The sequence below is a fragment of the Streptomyces hilarionis genome (assembly GCF_024539675.1).
Taxonomy (GTDB): domain Bacteria; phylum Actinomycetota; class Actinomycetes; order Streptomycetales; family Streptomycetaceae; genus Streptomyces; species Streptomyces hilarionis.
In genome coordinates this window covers 1-22,616 of the sequence record NZ_JAHHIT010000073.1, presented here as the reverse complement: position 1 = coordinate 22,616, position 22,616 = coordinate 1, and the positions used below count along the sequence as shown (strand labels likewise).

Sequence of the window (22,616 nt, the reverse complement as noted above, 5' to 3'; positions counted from 1 at the left end):
GCGGCGGCCAAGCGCCGGCGCATCGATGCGGACTACGCGGTCGGGGTAATGCGGACGGCCGGGCTGGAGCCACTGGAGGCCTTCCCGAGTGATAGGAGCCCCTGGCGCTGCCGGTGCCTCGCGCGCGGGCACGAGGTGGCACCGCACTTCGGCACCGTGCAGACGGCCGTGAAGCAGAAGGGGGCGGATGCCCTCGGGTGCCGGCTATGTGTGGCGATCGAGCGGGGAGCGCGGCAGAAGGCCGGGATGACGGCGAAGGCCGAAGCGGTCATTCGGGAACACGGATGGACCCCATTGGTGCCGTACCCCGGCGCGTTGGAGCCGTGGCCGTCCCTGTGCGGTGTATGTGGCCAGGAGTGTCGCCCGACCTTCGCGAAGATCCAGGAACGGGGACAGGACCGGTGCGCCCCGTGCTCGAAGCAGGCGCTCAGCATGCGGTGGCTGGCAGAGGAATCCGGCCGGGCAGTTGCGGATCTGGTCAGATCCGGTTGGGAGCCGTTGGGCGACTATCCGGGAGTGCACAAGGGGTGGAAGGCCCTGCACCTTGCGTGTGGTCAAATCCGCTATCCACGGCTGGCTGAGGTGAGGGCGGGGGAGGTTTGCTGCTCGGCGTGCAACGGCTCAGTCCGCGTCAGCGATGACGAGGCCGAGGAGTTCATGCGGTCTGCTCACTTCAAGCCGCTAGAACCGTACCCGGGCAGTCAGGTTCCCTGGCTGTGTCAGTGCCTGCGCTGCGGCAGCACGGTCAAGCCGCGTTTCACCACCGTGCGCAAGGGCGGCGGGTGTCTGGCGTGTTCGAAGGTCACGGCGGCGGTGACCCGCCGGGCCAACTTCTCGCTCCAGGCCGAGACGGAGATGCGGGCGGTGGGGCTGGAGCCGTTGGAGCCGTGCCCGGGGACGCTCGCACGATGGAAGAGCCGGCACCTCGCATGCGGACGGGTCGTCTTCCCAGTGCACCACCTGGCGAAGTACGGGCGTGGGGTGTGCCGCCAGTGTTCAGGAAGTCCACTTGTCGAGCCACACGAGGCCGTGGCGCGGCTGACAGTTCTGGGCTTCAAGTCTCTGGAACCGTACCCGGGGCGGCTTCAGGCCCTGTGGCGCATGCAGTGCATCACCTGCGACACCGTGGTCACGAAGGCACTTCAAGGCGCGGGAGGGTGCCGCCGGTGCCGTCCCTTCGGCACGAACCACGGCCTGCCCGCGCTTGTGTACCTCCTGCATCATCCGCGCTGGGGTGCGGTGAAGGTGGGGATCACCAACATGGGGACCACACGGCTTGCCGATCACCGGCGTGACGGCTGGTTGGTGATCCGGACGCAGTACTTCGAGTTGGGCGCGGACGCTTACGACGTTGAGCAGGCGGTGCTGCACCGACTGCGCAACGAGATGGGCATTCCCCCCTTTCTCGACGCCGGCCAGATGCGCTACGGCGGGGCGACGGAGACCGCAGACGCTGACCTCATCGCGCCGTTGAAGCTGTGGAGTCTGGTGTGTCAGGCACGGGACGAGATCGACTCCGAGGCGGCCTAAGCTGCTTCAGCAGCCGGTTGGGAAACGGCTACGCGTCGTCCTCCTCATTGTCGGGGCGCGTGAGGTCCTGGTTCAGCGTCCGCAGCAGGGCGTGGGCGAGGAGGATGGCCGGCACCACGAACTCCGGACGATAGGCGTCGGGCGAGGCCTGGTGCGCGCCGAGGTGGCGGTTGAAGGTGTCCTGGGTGGCGCCGGGCCCGAAGGCGCTCCTCATGCCCGCCAATACCAGGAAGTGCTTGAACTGCAGGAGAGTGAGGTCGCCCCAGTCGTCCGCATCATCCAGGGCGCTGCCGATGGTGCCGTGGTGCCCGGCTCGCGGCGGGTAGGACACCTGGGGAAAGGTGCGCCGGATCCAGGCGTTGCCGTGCCCCTTCATCGCCGTCTCGAGCACGTTGCCCGCCAGGGCCTGGGCGCCCTCGCTGAAGTCGGCCCGCGCGGTACGGGTGGCAGCGCTCAAGATGGTGACCATGCCGGTGAGCTCGGGGTGGGTGACGATCTGGAGGCTGGCGTCGACATCGTCGAGAACGTCGTCCCGGCGCTCGGTAAGGAGGGCGTAGCGCTCCTGGCGGGTGCTGAGGGGGAGCAGGGCCTTGACGATCTCGGTTCGTGGCGCCCACGCGAGGGACAGCCCGTCGTCCTGGCCCAGGGCCAGGATCGTGTAGAGGTCCTCGGTGTCGAGCCCGCTGAGGTTCGCGGGCAGGAAGAAGCCCGCTGCCGCAGCGAGTTGGTCCAGCAGTGCGCGGGGGAGCGACACGCTGCGCACGACGTCGTCGATATGGCGGTGCCAGTCGTAGATGTCGCTCAGGTCGCTCTGCAGTGCCAGGACAGGCGCGGCGATCGCCCGGTACTGCCGCTGGGCGTCCAGTGCAGCTTGGTAGACCGCGTTACCCGGTCCCATGACGCTGTCGATGGCCCGGCGGGTGGCTTCCAGGGCTCGGATCTGGTTGCGGGCAGGCTCAAGCATCTTGTCGATGGAGTTGCGCCAGGCTGCGATCTGACGCCGTCGTCCAGGACGAGCTCGCCGCCGAAGCCGCGGCTGCCGCCGAAGCCGAAGCAGAACTCCGGGACCTGAAGGTGGAGCAGGAGCGGCAGGAGTGGCTGCACTCCAACGGGCTGCCCGAGCGCGCCCACCTGCTGATGGCCCTGGAGAGGGCCGGCCTGCTCGGCAGGACCGAGGGGCGTTACGGAGCCGAAGGGCCGCTCGTGCTGCACGAGCGCGAGGACAGTTACGCGCTCGACTACCTGAACGAGTACGGCGAGTTCTACGACATGTTCCGCATCCTGGAGGGCTACGGCATGGCCCCTCCGAGGGACCCGGACGCCATCCCGGCGTCGGTGCGGGCGCACAGCGCGCTGCTGCGGGCCCTGGCGCGGGCCGGGGCGCTGGAGGGCTTCGACGTGGGCCACGCGGTGCGCCTGGCGCAGGCCGACCCGGACGCCGTCCTCGCGCTCGCCGCGTGGATTGAGGCCCCCGGCCGGAGCACCCGGTGAGCGCCGACGGCCCCGTGGTCGCCACGTGGGTGCAGTCGACGGGATGCGGCACCCGGTACGAAGAGCTGACGGCCGACGGCCAGGTCCACGTCGACTACACGCCGCCGCTCGGGGAGCCCTGGTTCGAGGGCGACGACGACCCGGACTACAACCCGATCTGCGGCTGCCCGCGAGTCCCGAAGCAGTTCTGCATGGAGTGCGCCGGCTGCGCCGCGTGCGGGCAGTGCAACGGCCCGCATATCTGGCCGCCGCTCCGGACCTGATCACCAAACCTGTACGCACTAGTTGCCTGTGAGGTCGAACCCTCGAATACCCAAGTGGACAGGTTTCTGGGAGGCAACCTGTGCTCCTGTGACATGACCGCCCCGTCACCCCGGACCCTTCATCGAGCGTCACCCCGCACGGGTGGGCGCCGTTGTGCGGGTGTGGAATGGACACAGCTGTTGAAGGACCTCACCGACGCGGTTCGGGTGCGCAACTCCAAGGTGGCGGCGTTGCGCAACGCCGGAGCGCGCGTGAGCGAGCTGGCCGCGCAGGCCATCGACGCCGGCGCCCCGAGCACGGCGCTCGCCAAGGTCCTGGCGGCGCTGGAGCCGACCTTCGCCCAAGACCGCCCGCACGTATGCGGCCAGGGCCCCGTCGTCCTGCCCCTGCGCCCGGCCTCCCCGCCCCCGCAAGCCTTCGAGCCCATCCCGGCCGACATCATGGATCAGTTCTTGCACGGCCCCCGCAGGTACTCACTGGCTGAGGCGTTCGAGGAAGGCATCCTGCGGTGGAAGCCGGCCACGGTCCGCACCTACTTCAAGCGCTCCCGTAAACGCGACATCCAGGTCCCCGAGGGAGTGACGGAGGGCGGGACCGCGCAGTACACCGCGCGCGAGCTCACCACCTGGGTGCAGGCATGGGAGCAGCAGGCCGGCCTTCCCAACGGAGGACGTCCCACCGGCCCAAGACCCGGCAAGCTATTGACCGAACGTGACCGTCATGCGTCACGCTTGCTTGTCACACCGCCTGTCACGAACCCCTCCCACGCCTGTCACGCTGCCCTACCAGGCCCGAAATCCGGGCCTGAGGGCTGGTTTCCGGCCCTAGCACCCGAAAGTGTCACGCTCCCGCCGACCGGCAACGGACCGTAGTCACACGACCGGCTGGTCGTCCTGTTCTACCCGTCTCACCGATGTCCGCCCGGTGCTCCAGTCGGCCAGAAGCCCCGGAGCGAGGCGTCGTGGTGGCCGCCGGAGACGGGCGCGTCCATGAGGTGCAGCCAGCGCAGCGGAACGGTGAGCGTGCCGACCCGGGGGAGCTCCACGGGCTCGTCCTCGGTATCGGGCAGCATGCCGGTGACCTGGTAGCCGCGGCCGGGCGGCAGGCCGAGGGCCTCCACCTGGTCCTCGGTGAGCTCCACGGTGACGTGGATTGTGGAGACCATCCGCAGGACCTGGGCGGTACGGGCCTCGGTGCCGACGTCCGTGACGGACAGCGGGAAGTACGTCTCCCGCAGCCAGCTCAGCGCGCACCAGGAGTCGCCCATCGTGTCCGGCCGGTACCGCCGGTACGGCAGCGCGAACGGCACCTCGCAGCGGTACGTCTGCCCCACCCTGACGTCCTTGGTGCGCATGACTCCAGGGTGCGCCCCGCCGCCCGCGACGTCACGGTCCGCACCTGCTGCCGCAGGCCTCGCTCACCCGCACCCACCGCATCCCCTGACCTGCGCGATCAAGCCAGGAGGGCCGCTTTGCCGCCAACCCCGGTCAACCCCGGCGCGGGCTTGGTCCTTTCGCGCTACACAAGAACAGAACGTGCGGTGTTCGCAGGGCAGTTGTGGACTTACGGGAGGTCCGGGCACGTGATCGTGACCATCAACGTGGCGGTGCTGCTCGCCGTCATCATCGTCGTGCGACTGCGCCGCCGTACTCACGCCCGGAGCCGGTTCGACGAGAAGATGACCGTGGTCATCTGCCTCACGTTCGGGGTGCTGATCGCGCCGACCGCGTTCGGGAAGTCGATCCTGGACGTCGTCACCCAGCTCGCGGAAGGCCTGTCGAAGGCCGGCCAATGACCCCGGCCTGACCCGCCCGACGGGACCCAGCAGCGCCGTACGAACCTGGGTCCTGGGTCCAGCCGGGACCGCGGATCTGTGTCATCAACCCCCTGTTTCCCCAGGTCGTAGCGACCACCTGTGTCACTGTTCAGCTGTGTCATCCGGGGCCACCGCTGAACGGGATGGTTGTCAGTGGTGGGCGCGATAATCGCTCGCCATGTTGAACGATTTAGATGCGCAGGCAGCTCGGCGTCGCGTCACCGATGCATACGCGGACCACGAATGGGCCCCTCACCCGCACACCGAGGCGGAGGATCTACGTCTGGCCAAGGCCCTTGCATGGGCAGATCTGGAGAGAACGGGCACACCACTAGACGCACCGGGACAGCGGATCTACCTTCTCGGATTCGTGGGTCCCGGCCCTGATCTAAAGCTGGGCATGGTCACGCGAACGCCCAGTAGCCGGGAAGGCTACGTGAAGGCCTACATCCGGACGCATGAGAGAAGAGCTCTGGCCTACGGGTGCTTTCTGGTTCGCGCTTGGATCTCGCGGCCTCTCCGCACAGGGGTGGGCGACTGGGAGAAGCGCGCTCTCAACGCTGTCGGCGCTCTCGAAGGCGCGGATCGGTACGGCGAGTACTTCTACGACGTGGACTTCGACGCTGCACTGGAGATGGCTCAGGCGGCGCGTAGACGCTCGTTGGCGGGCTGATTGCATGCCTCATTGGTCCACGGTCTGGCTCACAGACCCCAGGGTGGCGATACCGTGAGAACACACGCCAGATGACGCCCCGGGAGCCCTCGATGAGCCAGGAGCCGGCCGCCGTGCCCGACCGCCAGCCGATCGACGAAGCCGCCGCCGAATCGGTCCGCAAGTACGCGGCCGACCAGCGCGCCAAGGTCGATGTCCTCGCCTCCGTGCTCGAGGACATCGCCGAACACGGCTACCCCTCGCCGGAGGCCGGCGTGCCGTGGGAGGTCGCCCGCGACGCCCACCTCGCCCGCCTGGCCGACGGGGAGCCCCGTGTCGCCTGAGCACGGCGCGCGGCGCTCCCGGGTCATCCTGGTGGAGCCCGCGCTCACCCAGCTGGCAAAGCTCACCGCGTCCGAGACGCACCGCCTGGACCGCGCGATCGTGGCGATCAGCGTCAACCCGGAGCTCGGCACCGAGGTGCCCGGCACCCTGCTGCGCGACTATGTCGACGAGATCGACGGCGTACGAGTGATCTTCTATGTGACGGCCCTGGGGTCGATCACGATCGTCGCCTACGTTGAGGCGTAGGGCCTCCCGAGAACCCCGCAGCGGCGCCCCGGACCACCTGGTGGTCCGGGGCGCCGCTGCATCCCGCTGCACGGTGCAGCGCGAGGGCGGTGGGCGGCGCTGCACGGTGGTGGACTGCGAGACCGGCGCCCAGACGGCTCACGGGTGCTGCTCGTGCAGCAGGTCGGTGCTGCAACACGGCGGCGCCGTGCAGCGACCTGTCGTCGGTCTGCTGCACGGCGCCGCTGCAAGGGGTCAGCTGCTGCTGCCTGTGGCCCACTTCTCCATCGCGCTCGGGTCCTTCTTCACCAGGGCGTCGCGGCGGTACTGCGCGGTGGCCCGGGTGACGCCCATGGAGCTCGCCAGCGCGCCGTACAAGCCGCCCTGTGCGGCGTTCCGGCAGCGCCCCGGAGCACCCCTTGGGCCAGGGCGCTGCTGTGTGCAGTGCGGGCGGTTGGTGGTGCTGTCTCGGTGGTCGGGTGCTGGCGGCCCCGATGCCGGAGAGCGATGACATTCAAAGGTCGGCGCCCAGGCCATCGGCCTTGTGGCCCGGACTGACCGATGCGCCCCGGCAGGGCACTACGGTGCGGGCATGACGCTCACCTCGCCTTGGCCAGCGGGCCAGCATTTATCGACCGGCTCGGAGTCGGCAGGCGTCTCAAAGGCTGCCTCCATGACGCCTCTGCTGGTCAAACGAGTTCTTGCAGCCCAACGGCTCGTCGATCGGAAGTACTGGGGCCGCTGCCGGGGAAGCGGTAAATACCCCTGCCGGAACGGGACCCTCGATGGGGTCCCTGCCTGCCTACGGCATCTGTCGCCAGAGGAACGGGCGGTTGTAGACGAGCTTCTGAAGGAAGCCCGGCGTCTGGTCAACCGATGGCTTCCTCACCTGGTGCCCGCATGCTGGTTTTGGCCTCTCCCTATAGGCCTTGATCGGTCGGGAAACACCGAAGATCTGCTCTTCGCATGGCAGCAGGCTCGGTGCGCGATCTGCAGCCACCCAGGACGGCGGGGGCGGGGGACCGGTTCCGACCTGCTCGTGTTGGACCACGATCACAGGAACGGCCTCGCGCGGGGCTTCTTATGCCACAAATGCAACAAGCGGGAAGGTCTGCAGCGGCCTGGAGAAGACGGCCGCTACGGCAACTACCGATCTCGCCCGCCAGCGGTCCTGCTCGGGTTGTCCACGCCGTACAGCCAAGCGGTGCGGCTGCGGGTGCCGGCACCACGGCATGAATCAACGCCAGCTTTCGAGCCTGGCTCGCCTCGGGCGCTGTGGAAGATCCGCAAGCTGGCGCCTCAGCTGGAGGAGCAGCTGCGTTTGGCAGCCGAGGATCCCAAGAGGCGCAAGTACGCGGGTGAGGAGATCTGGCGAATACTCCAGACCTTGGTGCCAGTGCTCTTGGCTGCCGTGGAGCGCGCCGATCGCGATGTCCTCCATACCGAGCTGGCGGAGCTTGTCCGCTGGCTGAAGCAGTTTCCGCCTTCACCCGCACCACAGTGAAGCGACGCCACACCGTGGGGTGCGGCGCCGCTGCGTGTCACCTGGCCGGCCGGGCGGCCGGGCGGCCGGTCAAGCGCTGCGACGTGTGGGCACGGCGGACAGGTGCCGCTGCGGGGCCGGGAGCGCCGGGGCGGCCAGGGCGCCGGCCTTGATGGCCTCGGTCGCCTCGCGCAGCGCCTCCTCCATCTCTTCCCGGGAGGCGTACCCGGCGAAGTACGGGTGGATGAAGTAGCTGCGATAGCGGCCCTCGGGCCGCAGGACGATGTTCCGCTCGACCAGATGGCTCATCGCGATCGACGTGCGGTTCTTGCTGAGCCCCACGCGCGCCCGCAGTTCGGCCTGTGAGGCGTTCACCTCGCCGCCCGGGACCGCGACGATGCAACGTGGAGTTCGAGATCTGCGGCCAGCCGCTGACCGTCAGCCCCTTACCCATCATTTCGGACACAGCGAGGTGAACGACACCTTCCGCCCCATGTGGCATGTACGCTCCAGGATTTGTCGTTGTCGCTGACCAGACGGCGACGTCAACCGGTGTGCCAAGGGAGGCACTGTGCCGTTACGCCGCGCCCGGAGACCCTTGTCCGGGCAAAGACTCGCCACGCGATACCTGCTCGTTGCCGCGCTCTGCGCCACCGCCGCTTTCGCGGCGCCGACCGCCTCGGCGGAGCCGGATCCGCCGGGAACAAAGGCCAACCCCAGAGCGACCCTGACGGTCGGCTCGCCCGCACACGTCATCACATGCGCCTTGTTCGCGAACAAGCCCAACTACAGCGGCGGCAAGATCACCGCCACTGGCGGGATCAGCGGCTGTGTTCCCAACGCCCCTGACGCCTGCGCCAGCGAGGTTGACCTTGAGGTCTACATCCCGGGGGCGGGCCAGTGGTCGACTGCGGCGTCGAGCCGCCGACAGCTCAGCTGCCCGCCGCCGGCGCGGTCGACCGCTGCAACGATGAGCTGTGATCCATCTTCAACCGAGTACATATATCGCGCGAAGACACTCGCGACGATCGTGCACGAAGGCACCGACAGCAACACCTCAACCAGCTCGACACTCCATGTCAGGTGCTTCTGACGGCATCACCGTTGGTGCGGGGCAGAAAGCTGAATATTCTGCCCCGCACCAGCCACGGGGAGGCGACTACCGATGACGGCTGATTCGACTACCGCAGCGGAGCGACTGACGGGCGAGGTGATGCGCATGCGCCAGGGCGACCCTGTCTTCGCCCGTCGGCTCAGCCGGCGCCTGCGTACCTGGGATGTCGATCCGGACCCGTTCCTCGCCCAGGTCGAGGGGGTCGTCCTCGCAGCACTGCTTGCCACGGCCAGCCAGCCGACCACAGCCCCGCCCGAAACGTGGTGCCAGGCTGCAGCAGCCGTCCTTCGGCGGCAACAGGACGTGCAGATGTTTGCCGCTCTGCCGGCGTCTTTGCCTGATTTGGTGATGGGGCGAATCGACCAACTGCGGTTGCTATCCACTGGCCTGACGCCGCGCTCGGGACACCGATGGCTCAGGCTCAGTGACACCGCATGCGAGTTCCTGGAGCCTGCCGCGCTGCTTGAGGAAGGAAGCCAACCCACCGCACCGTGCGAATGAACGCGTCGACCATGGCACACACCATCCGCAAAGGGTGCGACGCCGAACGAAGTCGGTGACGGACTGTTTGGCCCTGCGCCGGTGGACCTTTGTCCACCCAGGCGGGGATCTCTGGTGTCGGCATCGGCACCGAGCACGCAATCGGCGCTGCATCCGGAGGTGCAGCGCCGATACTCCAGCCCGTGTTTGACCCTGTCCACACCTTCCTCAACTCACTCATCGCCTTGAGCCGCCCTGCCTTTGACGCTCTCAGGGCATGGCGTGCCGGGTCGGTAGCTCCTCAGCCCTGGCGGGCTTGCGGTGCCCCGCCGAGGTGGCCAGACAACGTCGACGAGCGCGGGTCGGTGCCAACTTCAAAGGGGAGCCGTGGTTGATCCCAGGAAGTGGTTGCTGGAAACACTGACGGGCCTCGTCGGCTGACCCGCCGTGTGGGCTGGCTTTCGGTGGTAGAGGTCGAGTCAGCTGGGGTGGAGTCCGGGTTACAGGTTGGAGGTCCTGCTAAGCAGCCCACGTAGCTGCCACCTCAGCTTGCCTGTCAGTCAGGGGGTGACCTTGTCAGCGTTACAGCCGAGGGGAAGTTTCCGTAGAAGTGCTACCAGCACGTGCAGGCGTCGATGACGGGTGCGGACCGAGGAGGTTCGTCCCGTAACTACAGCGGCTTGGACAAGGGAAGAGAGAGCCGCACCGAGAAACCCTCTGACCTGCACGTAAGCCTTCGGACGAGCAGTCCCCAAGATCTGGCACCCAGTCCCCTCGGCAGTTGAAGCGGTCTATGGGATCTTGGGCCACGGTTCATGGGATCGTGGTGAACAGACTGAGGGATCTGGGTACCAAGACCTTCAGAACTGCCTAGATGGACTTCACGTTCATGTAGGCAGTTCTCTCAGACTGGGTTGTCAGCAGACCCATCTGAATCCATCGACGAGAGACACGTCCTGCAGACCGGGGTAGATCAACCTGTCGCTCATGTACGTTAAGTTCATCTGGTCGGCCTGGAGGCCGTCCCTCATGAACGGCGCAGCAACAACACGGGGAGACACCCTTGGGAGCTGTACGCAGGCTGGTCGACGCCGATACCGGCGAGGCCATCCCCTACGCGCCATATGCGTTTTCTGGGAAGCACACCCAGGTGGACAAGGCGCGAGTCGAAGCGATCACCGAGAGCAAGGCCTTCACGCCCAGTCAAAAATTCCTCGTCCTGTGGTGGATCGGCGTATCCCCAGAGGGCATGGAACCGCTGCGTGCCACGGGAGCCGATATCGGACGCCGGGTGGGCATGTCGACGGACGCGGTCGGAAAGATCAACCGGAAGCTGGCCAAGCACCGCATCCTGATCGTCCGCGGCCGCATCGGCAACTACAACTTCTACCGCATCAGCCCCTACATCTCCTTCCATGGAACCGGGGTCGAGCAGCGCGAAGCGGTGAAGAGCTGCAACCCGCCAGACATCCCCGGCTTCGACGGTCAGACCCCTGCCCGCTGGGAGGCAAAGTGAACGACGACGACAAGCTCAAGACCCTTCGTCTGCTCCAGCGCACCGCTGGCCTGACCGCCAACCAGCGCCTGGTCGTCATGCTCTATGCCTGCCACCCCACCGACCGGTCCGGTGCCGTCCTCGAAACGGCCGTGGAGCTCGCCAAGCTGGTGGGGCTCTCCCCGACGGTCTTCTCCCGTACTCGCCGTCAGGTGATCGAAGCTGGCTGGCTCGAGGAGTCGGAACGGCTGGCTCACATCCGTTACTACCGCCTCAGCCCGAAGGCCACGGGGGAAAACGTCGTCGTGGAGTTCCGCCGCGCAACCTGACCGGTCCTGTAAGCGGGGTAGATGGACCTGACGTCCATCTACCGATCAGACGCTGCCGATCTGCAACTAGTGGATGAGATCGATGCCGGCCGCGAGGCCTCCGATCAAGATCCCTGGTCGGTCCTGTGGGCGGGGTAGATGAACCTCACGTTCATCTACCCCGCCCACAGGACTGCGCGCAATGACCCTGAGTTCACTCCGCGCGCTCTCACCCTCGAACCGGCCAACCGTGAAGGCGGCCCACGCCGCTGGGCACGTTGCTGTGTAAGGCGGACCCTCGATCGGGGGCTGATGACAATCGACGTTCTGTATGTCATGAGGAGGCGCGGCGGCGAGATGCCGCGGGCGCCAGAGCGTCGGTCTGCTTCCGGCGTGAGAGGGCACCGCGTGTCTTTGGCATGCAGGGCAAGGGCGGCGCCCCGGCGAACGTTGCCTATCGCGGCCTAGAGGGGGGCGCAGCGTCCCGTGTGCACCGACTTACGCGCAGAAGCTCACTGGCGACCGGTGGAAGGCCAGCATCGCGGTCGACTGGAGCCGCGGGGGCAGCCACCTCACCTGTGCGACGCTGCGAGACCCGTGCGCAAGGCGGAGCGGCAGGCGGAACAGGCCGAACGCAAGCACCAGGAGCACCAGGAGGAGCAGGCCCGGAAGATTGGCGGCTGGCTCGGACGCTGGTGCCGCTGAGCCGGGCATACCTCGCTGTCAGAGGCGACTGCCAGGCACGCCGGCATGGCACCTCAACCCCTCTGCTGTAAGGAAGTTGAGAGACCGACCACAGCTCCGAGCATCCGGACGACGACACTTGTTCTGCAGTTCGTCGCGCCTATATGCACCGTATGCCCCCTTAACGAGAGGTGGCGCAGGGTGGCGTTTCTGGCGGGTCCAGCGAGAGCACATATGCGCATGGCGTACGCCCGGCACACTTCCGTAGCGGACGGACCGTAGTGGACCCGTCGCAAGCTGTTCTGCTCGATCGCCTCAGGGAACTGTCCGGGCGGGACGCTTCTGTGCACCAGCGACCCTCGTAAGGAGGCATCGCGCACGCATTGACGCGTGCCGATACGACGATGTCTGCATCCTTCATCCACGACATCAGTGCCCAGTACGTGGCCTCAGTGATGTTCGCACTCACGGTGCTCGCCGCCGGCACGCTGCAGGCGGCTTGCCGGCGCCGCAGTCGCCGTCAGGACCAGGAAATGCCCTCTGCCGCCCTGAGGCGCGACCCCTCGGAGCCGGCCGCGCCCGAACATGATCTCTGCGAGACGGAGCCGACGCACGAGCCGAAAACGTCGTCCGAAGGACGACGCCAGGTGTCGTCATGAAGACGACAGAGAACCCAGGCAACGCCAACGGCTCCAAGAGGTCCCACAACCGAGCACAAGCTTGGGCCTTGCTGACGGAGAAGACCCCAGGCGTTCGCCGACTGCCAAGCTACGACGGCGACTCCCCGGGCCGCTTGATGGACGTTGCCCGAAACTACGACCGCATCTGCCAGCGAGCCGAAGGCCTCCTGCAGCCTGACGCCACAGAATCCGAGATCTTGGCCGCCCTCCTCGCCATCCGCATGCTCCGAGACAAACTCGACCACGACGAACTGAAGCTCACCACCTTGGCGCGCACGAAGCGGATCACCTGGGCACGCATCGCCGAGTGGCAGGAGCTGAGCGGCCGCCAAGCAGCAGAACGCAGACACCTCCAACTCGGACGCGCCTACACACGTCCTGATGGCACCGTGCCCGCCACACAGAGCGAGCGAGTGGAGTACGCCCGAGCCCTCCGCAGCCGCCGCGCCGAACGCCAGTGGGCCCTGAACAACGCAGCGCGGATCCGGCGCGTCGCTGGGCAGCTGGCCGCCGTCGAAGACTTGCAACAGCGCGTGGACGGCTCTCACGAGGCCCGGATCATGCATGCCATCCGCCATGGCGAGGAGCCGCCACCGCAGAATCCGTCTCGGGAACCGCTCGTGTGGCCTGAGGCCCTGCGGGAGTGTGTCGCCGAGGACGAGCACTTCCGCAGGTCACCGCCGCCGCCAGCCGATGATGGCCTGAACGACCACCAGTGGCAGCGCCAGCAGCAGGAGGCCGACATCGTGCACCGCCTCTTGGGCCTGATGGGCTACGCCGCCAATCCCAGAAACATAGAACTGGCCGATCTGCCGGAGCTTGCCGATGCGATTTTGGACCTCCACAACGACGCTCAGCAGGCAGTAAAAAGCCGCCGCTGAAACAGAACACAAGCGAGCCCGGCAGCTGGCTCGGACGATGGCACCCTGACCTGGGCCAGCCTCCGGCAACGCGCGGGCTCGCCCAGAGCAGCCAAGGTAAGCCGACGTCGTCGGTGAGGCCTGCGAGGCTGGAGAGCGTGGACCGCGACAATGAGCCATTGCTGCGCGGCCGGATCTATGGAGCCAGCCACCACTACCTCGGCCCGAGGCCAGGACGGGCTACGCCGAACCGGCGAGCAGGCCCGCGATTCGGCGGGTGAATCCGTCTCGGCCGGCGGCCACAGCCACCCGTACACGTCGGACCGGAATCCCAAGCCCGCCCCGACCCCGTGGCTCCATGGACGCCGAGGCCGTCGAACGGGGCTGCCTCCAGCCGATCCCTGGTGCTCATGCGCAGAGATGGCAGTGACCCAGGCGCTTCGGCGCCCGTTGCACGGCCGGGACTGCTCATGCGGATGAGTGATCCCGCGACCTGGAGGACGGGGACGTTGCACGAGGACAGGACTGTCATGGTGCTGCAGGTTGTGGCCGAGTGGCAGGAGGCTGGCGGCCACGGCTGGGCTTTGGACCAGGACCTGCGACCGGTCAAGCAGCGGGTGTTGAACCTCGCCGCCCGGGGCTTGGTAGAGCTGGCTGGCCGGGAGGATCGCGCGGAGTTGTCGGCGTGGGAGGGCCGGGCTGTTCGGTGGGCGGCCCGCCCGAGCCCATGCGGCCATGACCTTCTCCTGTACAGCCGCTTGCGCCCTCAGCCGGCGCCGGATGGGCCCGGACCGGGGCTGCGGCGGGTGGAGCTGATCCCGGCCCAGATGACCGCGTTGCGTCTGTTCGTCGCCCTGGCCGACCAGTTGCGGGTGCCGCCCGTCGACGGGCTCGCGGAGCGGGTGCGGGGAGCCCGGCGTGAGCCGGGCACGAACCGGTACGTGCTGTACCTGTCGCGGGAACAGATGGAGTCGGTGGCCTACGGGTTCTGGTTGCACAAGATGACCGGCTCCGCGCTCGAGGCCAACCGCTTCGCCCGCGACTACAACCTCGACCACCACCCGGCCCCCACCACGGGGCCCGCGGCTTCGACGCGCGCCAGCGCCGACCTGACAGGCTCTGAGTAACCCCTGCCCAGAGCACAGCACAGCCATACGGCATCCGAAGATCAGCACGCATCGTGGGCGTGAGGCTGTTACTCACTTTCGGGTGACGGCCGCGACGCCTCCGCGGCTCCGGGTGGGGAGTGACCGTCGCGTGGGCCAACTCCTGCAAGGGGCCACGGGCTGCGTGCCGTCAACCTCGTGCACCGCCAACATAAATGGACGATACAAGCGAGAGTCACAGCAATACGGGCAAGAAGTAACACAGTGCCTGTTTCCCTCCCAGCTCCCTGCCGGAGCGGACAGAGTCTGCGGTGCGCGGCCAGTCCGGCCGCCGCCCGCACACCGCACCGAACTCCCCGACGGCCCTGAACGCCGGCAGGGGGAGGGTGCCCGCACCATCTGGGGGACTTCTTGTCCGCTTCTGCTTCCGTCACCGCCCGCCGTCTGGCCGCCGCCGCCCTCGCCGCCGGCGCCCTCGTCTCGGTGGCCGCGCTGCCGGCCAGCGCCGCCGACCACCGCCCGGCCCGGCCGGTGGTGGAGATCTCGGCCGTCCAGGCCGACTCCCCGGGACGCGACGACCGCTCCAACCGCTCGCTGAACAAGGAGTGGGTGGAGCTGACCAACACCACCCGCCAGAGCGTCAACCTCGACGGCTGGACCCTGAGCGACGACTCCGGCCACCGCTACACCTTCAACCACTACCGCCTGGCCGGCCGCGCCACGGTCCGCATCCACACCGGCGTGGGCCGTGACACCCGCACCGACCTCTACCAGGACCGCCGCGCCTACGTGTGGAACAACGACCGCGACACCGCCACCCTGCGCAACGACCACGGCCGCTTCATCGACGACCAGTCCTGGGGCCACCGCCGCGGCGGCCGCCACTGACCCCACCCCTCCAGCAGGTCACAGCCACGGGGCCACGCACCCCGTGGCGTGACCATGTCGGCGGCGCGCGACCCGGTGGTGCGGTCGCGCGCCGCTTCACGTTCGGCGGCCTCCCGCATGTCGGGGGAGGGGCGGGTTTCGTAGGCTGGAGGTGCTCGGGGCCGGCGGTGGTGGAGGTGTGCGGTGCCTCGAACGATTTGGTCCGGCGCGATCAGTTTCGGCCTGGTCACTTCTCTGAACTACCGGTTCGGCCGAGAACGGATTCGACTCCCGATGGAGCGGCGGGAAGCGCAAGTTGCGGGCGGATCAGGCCGGGATGCTGAACGAGCGTGCGTGATGCGGAATGCTCTGGCCATGAGCGAAGAATCCGAGCGGCTGGCGAAAGCTCTCATCGAGTTCCGGGGAGCCGAGGGCATCTCCGTGAGGGAGCTTGCACGTCGCACACAGTTGAGCCAGGCGACCATCAGGCTTCACGAGAGTGATCGCGGACGCCCGCCCGTTCCCTTCGCGGCCCGCCGTTTCGAGGAGGTTCTCGGCTGGGCACCGGGCAGCATCCCGAGCACTGCGCACGAGCCGACGGATCGCGAGCCTCCGCCGGACTCCAGTGCTGTCACTGGGTAGGTCGAGCAGCCAGGACTGCTGGCGGCGCGCCGTGCGCGCGACGAGGACCAACAGCCCTTGCTCGGGTCTTGGCCAGGATTCCCCGCCACCGAGACGGACGATCAGAGGGTGTTGGACTGCCCGGCGATCTGACCGAAGGCGGGCAGGCCCAGGTGGACCACCGAGGGTTTGAGTGCGGCATCGAGCTGGGTCAGCTTTTGCTCGGCGCCGGCCAGGCTGATCTCCAAGCCGTCGACCTCTCCATGCCAGCCTTCGCGCTGGGCTTCGGCGATCCGATCGAGCAGGTTGTCGCGGATCTCGAGCAGGCGACCTCGCTGGGACGGCTCGGCGCGGAGGAGTGAACATCGGACGCACGCGTGCTCGTGGATGCACGCAGTTCCGAAGGCCCGAGCGCAGGTTCCTAAGGAAAGTTTGCGCTTCTCGAAGTGGGAGAGGAAGGCGTCCCACTCCTCGTTCGTCGGGGTTCGATATTCCTCGCTGGGACGGAGTGATCGACGACGGGCGATGAACGCGCGGTGGGCTTCGATGGCGTCTGCCGGGTAAATGGCGTTGTAGCCCATCGTGGTGTTGATGTCGGAGTGTCCGGCGATGACCTGGGCGATGTGCGGGGGGAGTCCGCTGCGGATGGCGTCGGTGATGAAGATCCGCCGGAAGTCGTGCGGGTCAAAGTCCAGGGGGCAGCCGTCGGCGTCGGTCAGGCCGGTGGCGTCGAGGACGTCGTTGAGGCATTTGCGGAGGAACTCGCCGTTGATGGCGGAGATCTCGCCACTGCGGTCGTACTGGAACAGCAGCGGCATGGGGGGATTCCACACGCGTTCGTTGTAGTCGTAGGCGGCGACCTGCGGGACGGCGCCGGTCCGCAGGTCGCGGATCCGGGTGATGATGGTGCTCAGGACGTCGGCGAGTTCGGGGCTGACCAGCAGGACGCGCTCCTGGTCCGTCTTCGAGGGAGCGATCTGCAGCAGGGGCACGACTTCGCCCGTCGTGGGCAGCCGGTACTGGATCAGGCTGTGATGGCTGGCCTCCAGCATCTCCTCGATCCGGGCTCCGGTGTGCTGCAGGAACTCGACCGTCGCCCATCCCCAGAAGGCCCGGCGCTCCCGCTGAACCAGATCCCGGCGTCGTCCGCCGGCGTCGTAGACCCAGGTGGAGCCTGGCTTTCTGGCGCGGGTGAAGGTCTCACCGAGGACCTCGAACCGCCCGCCGGCCGGAGCTGTCTGGACGGCCTGCAGTCGAGCCTGGGCGTTGTCCAGCAGTTCTTTCGCGGCGCGGACGACCGTTGGCAGGGCCGGCAGGCGTTGCCGGGTGCGCTGGTCCATGCGGGCTTTGACTCGCTGGCCTTGCTTCTTGACGTTGAGGTCGGCCTCCCTGATCGGGCAGGGCGCGACCCAGGGACCCCAGCGCGTCGGCTCCTCCCCGGCCCACTGGGCGAGATCCAGGTAGAGGGCTCGGACCGCGATCAGCAGGGTGGAACCGTCCAGACGGGGGGACGTGACCTCGTCGTAGGTGCCGTCGCTGCGGCGCCGCCGCACGGTCTTCGTCTGCGCCCGCTGCTTCCACTGCGCCGCCACCTGCGGCGGCAGGTGCAGCGAGTCGATCCCGGGATGATGCGCTTCCAGGTCGGCCCAGAAGTGCAGGGCCAGGAACCGGGAGAGGTTGTCCAGCGTCGCGTAGTCGAGTCCGGGCCGACGCTCCGTGAGGTAGTCCACCAGCAGGTCGCGCACCGGCCGGCAGGTGAGGTCGTAGCGGTCGACGAGCTGCTCGATTCCGACCTGGCCGGTGGCACGGCTCAGGTTCCTGAGCGTGGCCGGAGCATCATCTGGAAGACTGCCGAGGCGGCGCAGCCAGGCGTAGAAGAGGGTGTGTCCTGCCGACTGTGTGTGATGCTCCTGCAGGGCCGCCCGGTACTCCAGCGCGTCACCGACCGTGATGTCGGCCAGCGTCCCGCCCTTCGCCACCATGATCTTGGTCAGGTCGTTCACGGCCCGGCGTCCAGTCAGAGAAGCCCACCGGCCGGGGCCGGCCAGCGTCTGCAGTCTGGCGAATCCTTCGGGGTCACGCACGAGCGCGAAGCGGTCCTGCATGTGCCGCGCCCGCCGGGCCATCTGCCAGGACAGGGACGGTCGAAGCACGTCGGCGAGGACGAGGCCCACCAGCCCGGAGCCCACGATCGTCGCAGTCACTCCCGAGCTCGTGGCGGCGATCCACTCCGCCGCCATCCGGCCCCACTCCACTCCCGATGCCGCCGCGGGACTCGCGTTCCACCGCTGCTGCCAGGAGTCGCCGGGGAACTGCTGGAGCCAGCCGAGGATCTGCCGAACGCCGGTGACCCGGCACCACTGGGTATGCCGCACCGCCTCCCGCAGCGGCGGGGACTCCATGCGGCCCACGACGTCTTCGATGCTGCCCTGCGTGGCCGGCCAGACCTCTGCCACTGGCCGCGGCGGGAACCGCTCCGTGACCGATTTGAGGGCCTCGCCCAACAGCCGTGCATTCCTCGTTGCGGGCCCGGTGACGGCCGACCCCGTTTGGGCCGTCACCGGGACGGTCCGAACAGGGTGCGCAGGCTCTCCGGGCTGTAGCCGGGTGCCGGCACGGTGGGGCGCTGAACCGCGGCGTTCCGCCGGGCGTGATGAGCGCGGATGGTCTCGATCACCTCGTCGTCTCCCGCCTGCAGGTAGATCTGCGTGGTGGACAGGTGCGCGTGCGCGAGCACCCACTGCACGTCCGTCAGCGACACCTTCGGGTCCCGGGCCATCCGGTAGGCCGCGGTGTGGCGCAGATCGTGCAGCGTCCAGTTCGACCCGAGCAGCTCGTTGGCCCGGCTGAACATCGCCCGGGCCGCGTCGTACTTCAACGGCCGCCAGGGCCGTCGCAGTGTCCACCACAACGGCAGGCTCCTGCCCTGCGGGACCCCGTCTCGCCGGTTCTCCTCCTGGTAGAGGCGCAGCCAGACGAACGCATCGGTGGAACAAGGAAGTTGCTGGTAGGCGCGGGTTCCCTTGCGGACCACGCCAAGGAGCTGCTGGCCGGGCAGGGCATCGCGCTGCTGGCTGGTGAGGAGTTCCTCGGCCCGGGCCGCGTTGGAGACCCAAAAGGCCAGCAGAGCCCTGTCCCGGTGGTGCCGCAGGGCGGCGAACAGCGCGTTGAACATCTCGTCGGGGATGCGCCGGGGAGCCCGTCTCGGGATGGTCGGCCGGTAGCGGCCAGATCGTTCCCGTTGGAAGGGCCGTCCCGGCTGGTGGTGGGCGTTCGCTCGACCGCTACCGCGGGAGCGGTCCAGCGGGAACGGGTTGATGATCGGTCCCGTGCCCTCAGCCAGGTGGAAGTCGTAGAAGGTGCGGAGCACCGTTTCGCAGTGGGCACGTGTCCGCGCCGCGTACTGCGGACCTGGTGACGTTTTGCCAGTGATCGCGTTCGGCGTCCCCGGGACCTTCTTCCGCATGGTCTTCGGGGCCGTCTCGGCGGTGTAGCCGGCCTTGCGATGCCGCCAGTGCAGGCGCTGCGGCTTGTTCGCGATCTGCATCCAGCGGGTGAAGTCCCGCGCATCCGCGCGCGTTGCCCGATTCCACTCGAGGTCGAACGCCGACAGAAACCGCCACCAGCGCAGCAGGTCCATGCCGTAGGAGCGGATCGTGGAGGCAGGTTTGTCTTCAGCCTGGAGCTCGGTGAAGAAGACCTGGACGGGCTCGACGACGACACCGGAGGAGCCCAGTAACTGGTACGGCGTCCATCGCTCTCCGGTCTCGTGCAGTCTGCCGATCTCGGGCAGGACGAACGCGGTCAAGTCCCTCTCAGGGAGGTCGCCTTGAAGCATTCCGGGAAGCTAGCAGAAGAGGGCGCTGACCTGCGAATACTCAAGCGCTAGTTCGGTCAACGTGCCAGTGCCGATCAACGTGGTCAGCGCGACCGAGGACCACAGCATCCACTTCCACCAGTACCACCTCGAAGACATGGGCCGCATCCGCACCCGCAAGGTGTGTGAGATCGAGGACCGCGAGGTCGCCCAGGCGGAGATCGGCAAGGGCTACGAGCTCACGAAAACCCAGGTCATCCCCATCAGCGATGAGGAACTGCGCGACCTGCCGCTGCCGACGGCCAAGGCGATCGAGATCGAGGCGTTCGTGCCGTTGGAGTCGGTGGACCCGATCCGTATCGCCGAGGGCTACTACCTCCAGCCCGCCGGCCAGGTCGCGGCCAAGCCCTACAAACTCCTGCGCCAGGCCCTGGAGCGCTCCTCGAAGGTAGCGGTCGCCAAATACGCCTGGTCGGGCCGTGAACGCCTGGGCCTGCTGCGGGTGCGCGGGGACGCGATCGTGCTGCACGCGATGCGCTGGCCGGACGAGATCCGCGACCCCGTCGAGCTGTTGCCGGCGCCGGTGGAGGTGTCGGAGGGGGAGATCGAGGGCGCGCTGGCGCTGATGGAGTCCATGACGCGCGAGGACCTGGAGGGCGAGGAGTTCCGCGACGCCTACACCGAAGCCATCGCGAAGATCATCGAGTCCAAACGGGAGGACAGGCCGCTGCCCGAGGCACCCGAGCCCAAGGAACAGGGCCAGGTTCTGGACCTGATGGCCGCACTGCAGGAATCGGTACGCAAGGCCCAGGCATCCCGCGGCGAAACCGCCGACACGGACGCCGACGTGCACGAGATGGAGCCGAAGAAGAAGACGGCCGCCAAGAAGAGCGTGAAGAAGGCGCCGGCCAAGAAGACCACGGCCACGGGCCAGGCGAAGAAGACGAGCGCCGCGAAGAAGACGGCGAAGAAGGTGGCGGCGCGCAGGCCGCGCAGCGCCTGACGCATCCGCAGCGCCCCACGGCGTGGAAGATGGGGCAGGGCTCCCGTTCCGTGTTTCCCCCGAGCCGGGACGGGAGCCCGCCCCCGGCCGCCGGCCCGGCCCGGGAATGCCGGTCTGTCTGGGCGTGTTGTGCGGGGTGTGGTTGTGGAGGGGACAGTGTCCCCGGGCCTCACCTATTGCCTGCGGGGAAGATCGTTCGGCTGAAGCCCCGCAGAGCCTTTCGCCGCGTAGGCGACCGCCCTCCACCACCACACCGCTTCACCTGCGGCCCCGGGCCGGCGACAACGCCGGCCCGGGGCCGCAGGTGTTCAACGCCGTGACCTGTCGGCCGCCGGCCGCGTTGCCCAGCGCATGGACGACTACGACCACCTTGATCTCGACGAGATCGACTTCGCCCCCGTGGAGCACGGCACGCAGCGGCTGCCTCTGCTGACGATGGACGAGGCGCATGACCTGCTGCGCGTGTTGCGCACGGTGGCCCTGGAGGGCGGGGCGGCCGCGCTGGAGGCGGACCGTCTGGCGCGCGAGATCGGCGCCCGCGTTCCTTCCGTGGGCTGATCACGCCTTCCCGGCCGGGCAGCGGGACGGGGTCAGGGGCGGGTGCTGAGGTAGCGCACCTGCGGTCCCCACTGCTTCAGGACCGGCGCGGCGCACCATTGGCACAGGGGGCTGCCGCCGTGGCCGTACTTCCAGGTTTTGCGCTGGCATCCGGAGCAGGGGCCGACCTGGCTTCCCAGGCAGACGAACGTCGACGGATCAGGGTCGGTGACCGGAGGCGGGGGAGTGCTCATCGTGCGGATGTCCTTGCGGCGAGGGACGGAGACGGGACCGGGGTACGCCGCGCCATAAGTCGATGACGTTCAGGAGGGTGTCGGGCCGGCAGTGGGTGCAGGCGCGCAAGCCGTCGGCCAGGAGGCGGCGGGCCTCGTCACGGTCGATGGGCCGACGGCGTTTGCCCGCCGCGTGGCAGTCGCCGGCGTGGACCTGAACGGGCGGGCGGCCGGCGCCGATGCCGAGCTCGACAGTCCACTCCGGCCGCGGGGGCCGGCGCGCCCTGCCCTGCTCGATCTCCGTTTGGCGCTGCTGCACGGCTTCAATCTTCGCGTCGATGCGGGCCAGCCACATGACGTGCCACACCCGCAGCGTGTGCAGGCGCTCCAGATCCGGCGGCAGGTCATCGAACACATTTCCGATTCTATGCCCAAGATCGATGCCGAGGTGACCGTCGTGACGACACGAAGGCTTGCAGGTCAGAGCACGGTGATGCATGTGCGCTGCCCCGACCGGATCCCGGAGGAGACCTACCGCCAGGTCCTGGAGGAGATGGCGGAACTGTCCCCGATCGTGCAGGCCCTGTCGCCCACCGCCGTCCTGATGGAGCTCAAAGGCGCCCTGCGCTATCACGGCGCCGACGCCCGTCAGCTGGGAGACGTGCTGCGAGTGCGCACCCTGTCCCGCCTCGGCGTCGACCTGTACATCGGCATCGGACCCTCCATCACCGTCGCCGCCACCGCCTCCAGCCAGATCAGCGCACCGGGCGGCGTGCTCGCCGTCACCTCCGATCACCTCACCGACTGGCTGGGACCGCTGCCGGTCGACGCCCTGCACGGCATCGGCCCCCGCCACGCCGCAGCGCTGCACGACTACGGCGTCCACACCGTCGGCCTGCTTGCCGCATCCCCGCCGAGACGACCCAGCGCCTGTTGGGCGGGCGCGCCGGGCGCACCGCCGCTGACCCGCGGCCTCGACCCCCGCCCCGTCACCCCCCCCCGCAC

25 protein-coding genes and 1 pseudogene are annotated in these 22,616 nt (G+C 68.3%); 20 read left to right on the top strand and 6 right to left on the bottom strand.

Features of this window, described 5'->3' with window-relative positions; genetic code table 11:
- Positions 1 to 210 precede the first annotated feature (210 nt).
- Entirely contained in the window at positions 211 to 1,530 is a 1,320-nt protein-coding gene (locus KMS84_RS19080) for a hypothetical protein (protein WP_256917461.1), read from the top strand.
- Between the two features lie 28 nt (positions 1,531 to 1,558).
- Here KMS84_RS19080 and KMS84_RS19075 read toward each other — a convergent pair whose 3' ends face one another.
- Positions 1,559 to 2,494 (bottom strand): hypothetical protein, encoded by a 936-nt coding sequence (locus tag KMS84_RS19075; RefSeq protein WP_256917460.1) that lies wholly within the window; start codon positions 2,492 to 2,494, stop codon positions 1,559 to 1,561.
- A 110-nt stretch (positions 2,495 to 2,604) separates the two neighbouring features.
- Between KMS84_RS19075 and KMS84_RS19070 the strand changes: the two genes are divergently transcribed.
- The 3 genes from KMS84_RS19070 to KMS84_RS19060 all read left to right on the top strand — a co-directional run bounded on the left by KMS84_RS19070 (position 2,605) and on the right by KMS84_RS19060 (position 4,157).
- Positions 2,605 to 3,021, top strand: a complete 417-nt coding sequence (locus KMS84_RS19070) for a hypothetical protein (RefSeq protein WP_256917459.1) — start codon at positions 2,605 to 2,607, stop codon at positions 3,019 to 3,021.
- Positions 3,018 to 3,284 (top strand): hypothetical protein, encoded by a 267-nt coding sequence (locus KMS84_RS19065; RefSeq protein WP_256917458.1) that lies wholly within the window; start codon positions 3,018 to 3,020, stop codon positions 3,282 to 3,284. Before KMS84_RS19070 ends, KMS84_RS19065 begins: the two co-directional genes overlap by 4 nt.
- 180 nt (positions 3,285 to 3,464) lie before the next feature.
- Positions 3,465 to 4,157, top strand: a complete 693-nt coding sequence (locus KMS84_RS19060; RefSeq protein WP_256917457.1) for a hypothetical protein — start codon at positions 3,465 to 3,467, stop codon at positions 4,155 to 4,157.
- 35 nt (positions 4,158 to 4,192) lie between these two features.
- On the opposite strand, the gene KMS84_RS19055 is transcribed toward KMS84_RS19060, so the two are convergent.
- Positions 4,193 to 4,639, bottom strand: coding sequence for a hypothetical protein (locus KMS84_RS19055; protein WP_256917456.1), 447 nt, complete (start codon positions 4,637 to 4,639; stop codon positions 4,193 to 4,195).
- Between the two features lie 228 nt (positions 4,640 to 4,867).
- On the opposite strand from KMS84_RS19055, the gene KMS84_RS19050 reads away from it, so the two are divergent.
- The 5 genes from KMS84_RS19050 to KMS84_RS19030 all read left to right on the top strand — a co-directional run bounded on the left by KMS84_RS19050 (position 4,868) and on the right by KMS84_RS19030 (position 7,827).
- Positions 4,868 to 5,080 (top strand): hypothetical protein, encoded by a 213-nt coding sequence (locus KMS84_RS19050; protein WP_256917455.1) that lies wholly within the window; start codon positions 4,868 to 4,870, stop codon positions 5,078 to 5,080.
- Between the two features lie 199 nt (positions 5,081 to 5,279).
- Entirely contained in the window at positions 5,280 to 5,774 is a 495-nt protein-coding gene (locus KMS84_RS19045) for a hypothetical protein (protein WP_256917454.1), read from the top strand.
- Positions 5,775 to 5,866: 92 nt separating this feature from the next.
- Positions 5,867 to 6,097, top strand: a complete 231-nt coding sequence (locus tag KMS84_RS19040) for a hypothetical protein (RefSeq protein ID WP_256917453.1) — start codon at positions 5,867 to 5,869, stop codon at positions 6,095 to 6,097.
- Positions 6,087 to 6,344, top strand: a complete 258-nt coding sequence (locus tag KMS84_RS19035; RefSeq protein WP_256917452.1) for a hypothetical protein — start codon at positions 6,087 to 6,089, stop codon at positions 6,342 to 6,344. Before KMS84_RS19040 ends, KMS84_RS19035 begins: the two co-directional genes overlap by 11 nt.
- A gap of 571 nt (positions 6,345 to 6,915) precedes the next feature.
- Positions 6,916 to 7,827, top strand: a complete 912-nt coding sequence (locus tag KMS84_RS19030; RefSeq protein WP_306425469.1) for an endonuclease domain-containing protein — start codon at positions 6,916 to 6,918, stop codon at positions 7,825 to 7,827.
- Positions 7,828 to 7,896: 69 nt separating this feature from the next.
- Here KMS84_RS19030 and KMS84_RS19025 read toward each other — a convergent pair whose 3' ends face one another.
- Entirely contained in the window at positions 7,897 to 8,181 is a 285-nt protein-coding gene (locus KMS84_RS19025; RefSeq protein ID WP_256917451.1) for a hypothetical protein, read from the bottom strand.
- A 391-nt stretch (positions 8,182 to 8,572) separates the two neighbouring features.
- Here KMS84_RS19025 and KMS84_RS19020 point away from each other — a divergent pair, with 391 nt between their 5' ends.
- The 8 genes from KMS84_RS19020 (at position 8,573) to KMS84_RS18985 (ending at position 15,421) form a co-directional block, all read left to right on the top strand.
- The gene (locus tag KMS84_RS19020) at positions 8,573 to 8,899 is read left to right on the top strand and encodes a hypothetical protein (RefSeq protein ID WP_256917450.1); all 327 of its coding nucleotides are present in this window, start codon (positions 8,573 to 8,575) and stop codon (positions 8,897 to 8,899) included.
- Between the two features lie 72 nt (positions 8,900 to 8,971).
- Positions 8,972 to 9,421 carry a hypothetical protein gene (locus tag KMS84_RS19015; RefSeq protein ID WP_256917449.1) on the top strand — a complete coding sequence of 150 codons (450 nt, stop codon included), beginning with the start codon at positions 8,972 to 8,974 and terminating at the stop codon, positions 9,419 to 9,421.
- 1,042 nt (positions 9,422 to 10,463) lie between these two features.
- Entirely contained in the window at positions 10,464 to 10,916 is a 453-nt protein-coding gene (locus tag KMS84_RS19010; RefSeq protein WP_256917448.1) for a MarR family transcriptional regulator, read from the top strand.
- The gene (locus tag KMS84_RS19005) at positions 10,913 to 11,224 is read left to right on the top strand and encodes a replication initiation protein, RepL2 (protein WP_256917447.1); all 312 of its coding nucleotides are present in this window, start codon (positions 10,913 to 10,915) and stop codon (positions 11,222 to 11,224) included. The genes KMS84_RS19010 and KMS84_RS19005 overlap by 4 nt, the downstream gene beginning before the upstream one ends.
- A 1,067-nt stretch (positions 11,225 to 12,291) precedes the next feature.
- Complete coding sequence (locus tag KMS84_RS19000; protein ID WP_256917446.1) at positions 12,292 to 12,546, top strand: hypothetical protein; 255 nt, start codon at positions 12,292 to 12,294, stop codon at positions 12,544 to 12,546.
- Positions 12,543 to 13,448, top strand: a complete 906-nt coding sequence (locus tag KMS84_RS18995; protein ID WP_256917445.1) for a hypothetical protein — start codon at positions 12,543 to 12,545, stop codon at positions 13,446 to 13,448. The genes KMS84_RS19000 and KMS84_RS18995 overlap by 4 nt, the downstream gene beginning before the upstream one ends.
- Positions 13,449 to 13,957: 509 nt before the next feature.
- Positions 13,958 to 14,554, top strand: coding sequence for a DUF6417 family protein (locus KMS84_RS18990; protein ID WP_256917444.1), 597 nt, complete (start codon positions 13,958 to 13,960; stop codon positions 14,552 to 14,554).
- A 390-nt stretch (positions 14,555 to 14,944) separates the two neighbouring features.
- The gene (locus KMS84_RS18985; RefSeq protein WP_256917443.1) at positions 14,945 to 15,421 is read left to right on the top strand and encodes a lamin tail domain-containing protein; all 477 of its coding nucleotides are present in this window, start codon (positions 14,945 to 14,947) and stop codon (positions 15,419 to 15,421) included.
- A 722-nt stretch (positions 15,422 to 16,143) separates the two neighbouring features.
- Here the strand turns inward: KMS84_RS18985 and KMS84_RS18980 are convergent.
- Together KMS84_RS18980 and KMS84_RS18975 are read right to left on the bottom strand one after the other, a co-directional pair.
- The gene (locus KMS84_RS18980; RefSeq protein ID WP_256917442.1) at positions 16,144 to 18,477 is read right to left on the bottom strand and encodes a tyrosine-type recombinase/integrase; all 2,334 of its coding nucleotides are present in this window, start codon (positions 18,475 to 18,477) and stop codon (positions 16,144 to 16,146) included.
- A gap of 101 nt (positions 18,478 to 18,578) precedes the next feature.
- Entirely contained in the window at positions 18,579 to 19,829 is a 1,251-nt protein-coding gene (locus tag KMS84_RS18975) for a tyrosine-type recombinase/integrase (protein WP_256917441.1), read from the bottom strand.
- Between the two features lie 91 nt (positions 19,830 to 19,920).
- Here KMS84_RS18975 and ku point away from each other — a divergent pair, with 91 nt between their 5' ends.
- Positions 19,921 to 20,841: a non-homologous end joining protein Ku gene (gene ku, locus KMS84_RS18970; protein ID WP_438818959.1), complete on the top strand. Its 921-nt coding sequence runs from the start codon at positions 19,921 to 19,923 to the stop codon at positions 20,839 to 20,841.
- A gap of 351 nt (positions 20,842 to 21,192) precedes the next feature.
- Positions 21,193 to 21,399: a DUF6417 family protein gene (locus KMS84_RS18965; protein ID WP_256917440.1), complete on the top strand. Its 207-nt coding sequence runs from the start codon at positions 21,193 to 21,195 to the stop codon at positions 21,397 to 21,399.
- Between the two features lie 198 nt (positions 21,400 to 21,597).
- Here the strand turns inward: KMS84_RS18965 and KMS84_RS18960 are convergent, their stop codons facing one another.
- The gene (locus KMS84_RS18960; protein ID WP_256917439.1) at positions 21,598 to 22,026 is read right to left on the bottom strand and encodes a DUF6233 domain-containing protein; all 429 of its coding nucleotides are present in this window, start codon (positions 22,024 to 22,026) and stop codon (positions 21,598 to 21,600) included.
- A 12-nt stretch (positions 22,027 to 22,038) separates the two neighbouring features.
- Between KMS84_RS18960 and KMS84_RS18955 the strand changes: the two are divergent.
- Positions 22,039 to 22,616: pseudogene (locus KMS84_RS18955) on the top strand (hypothetical protein); the annotation flags it as partial.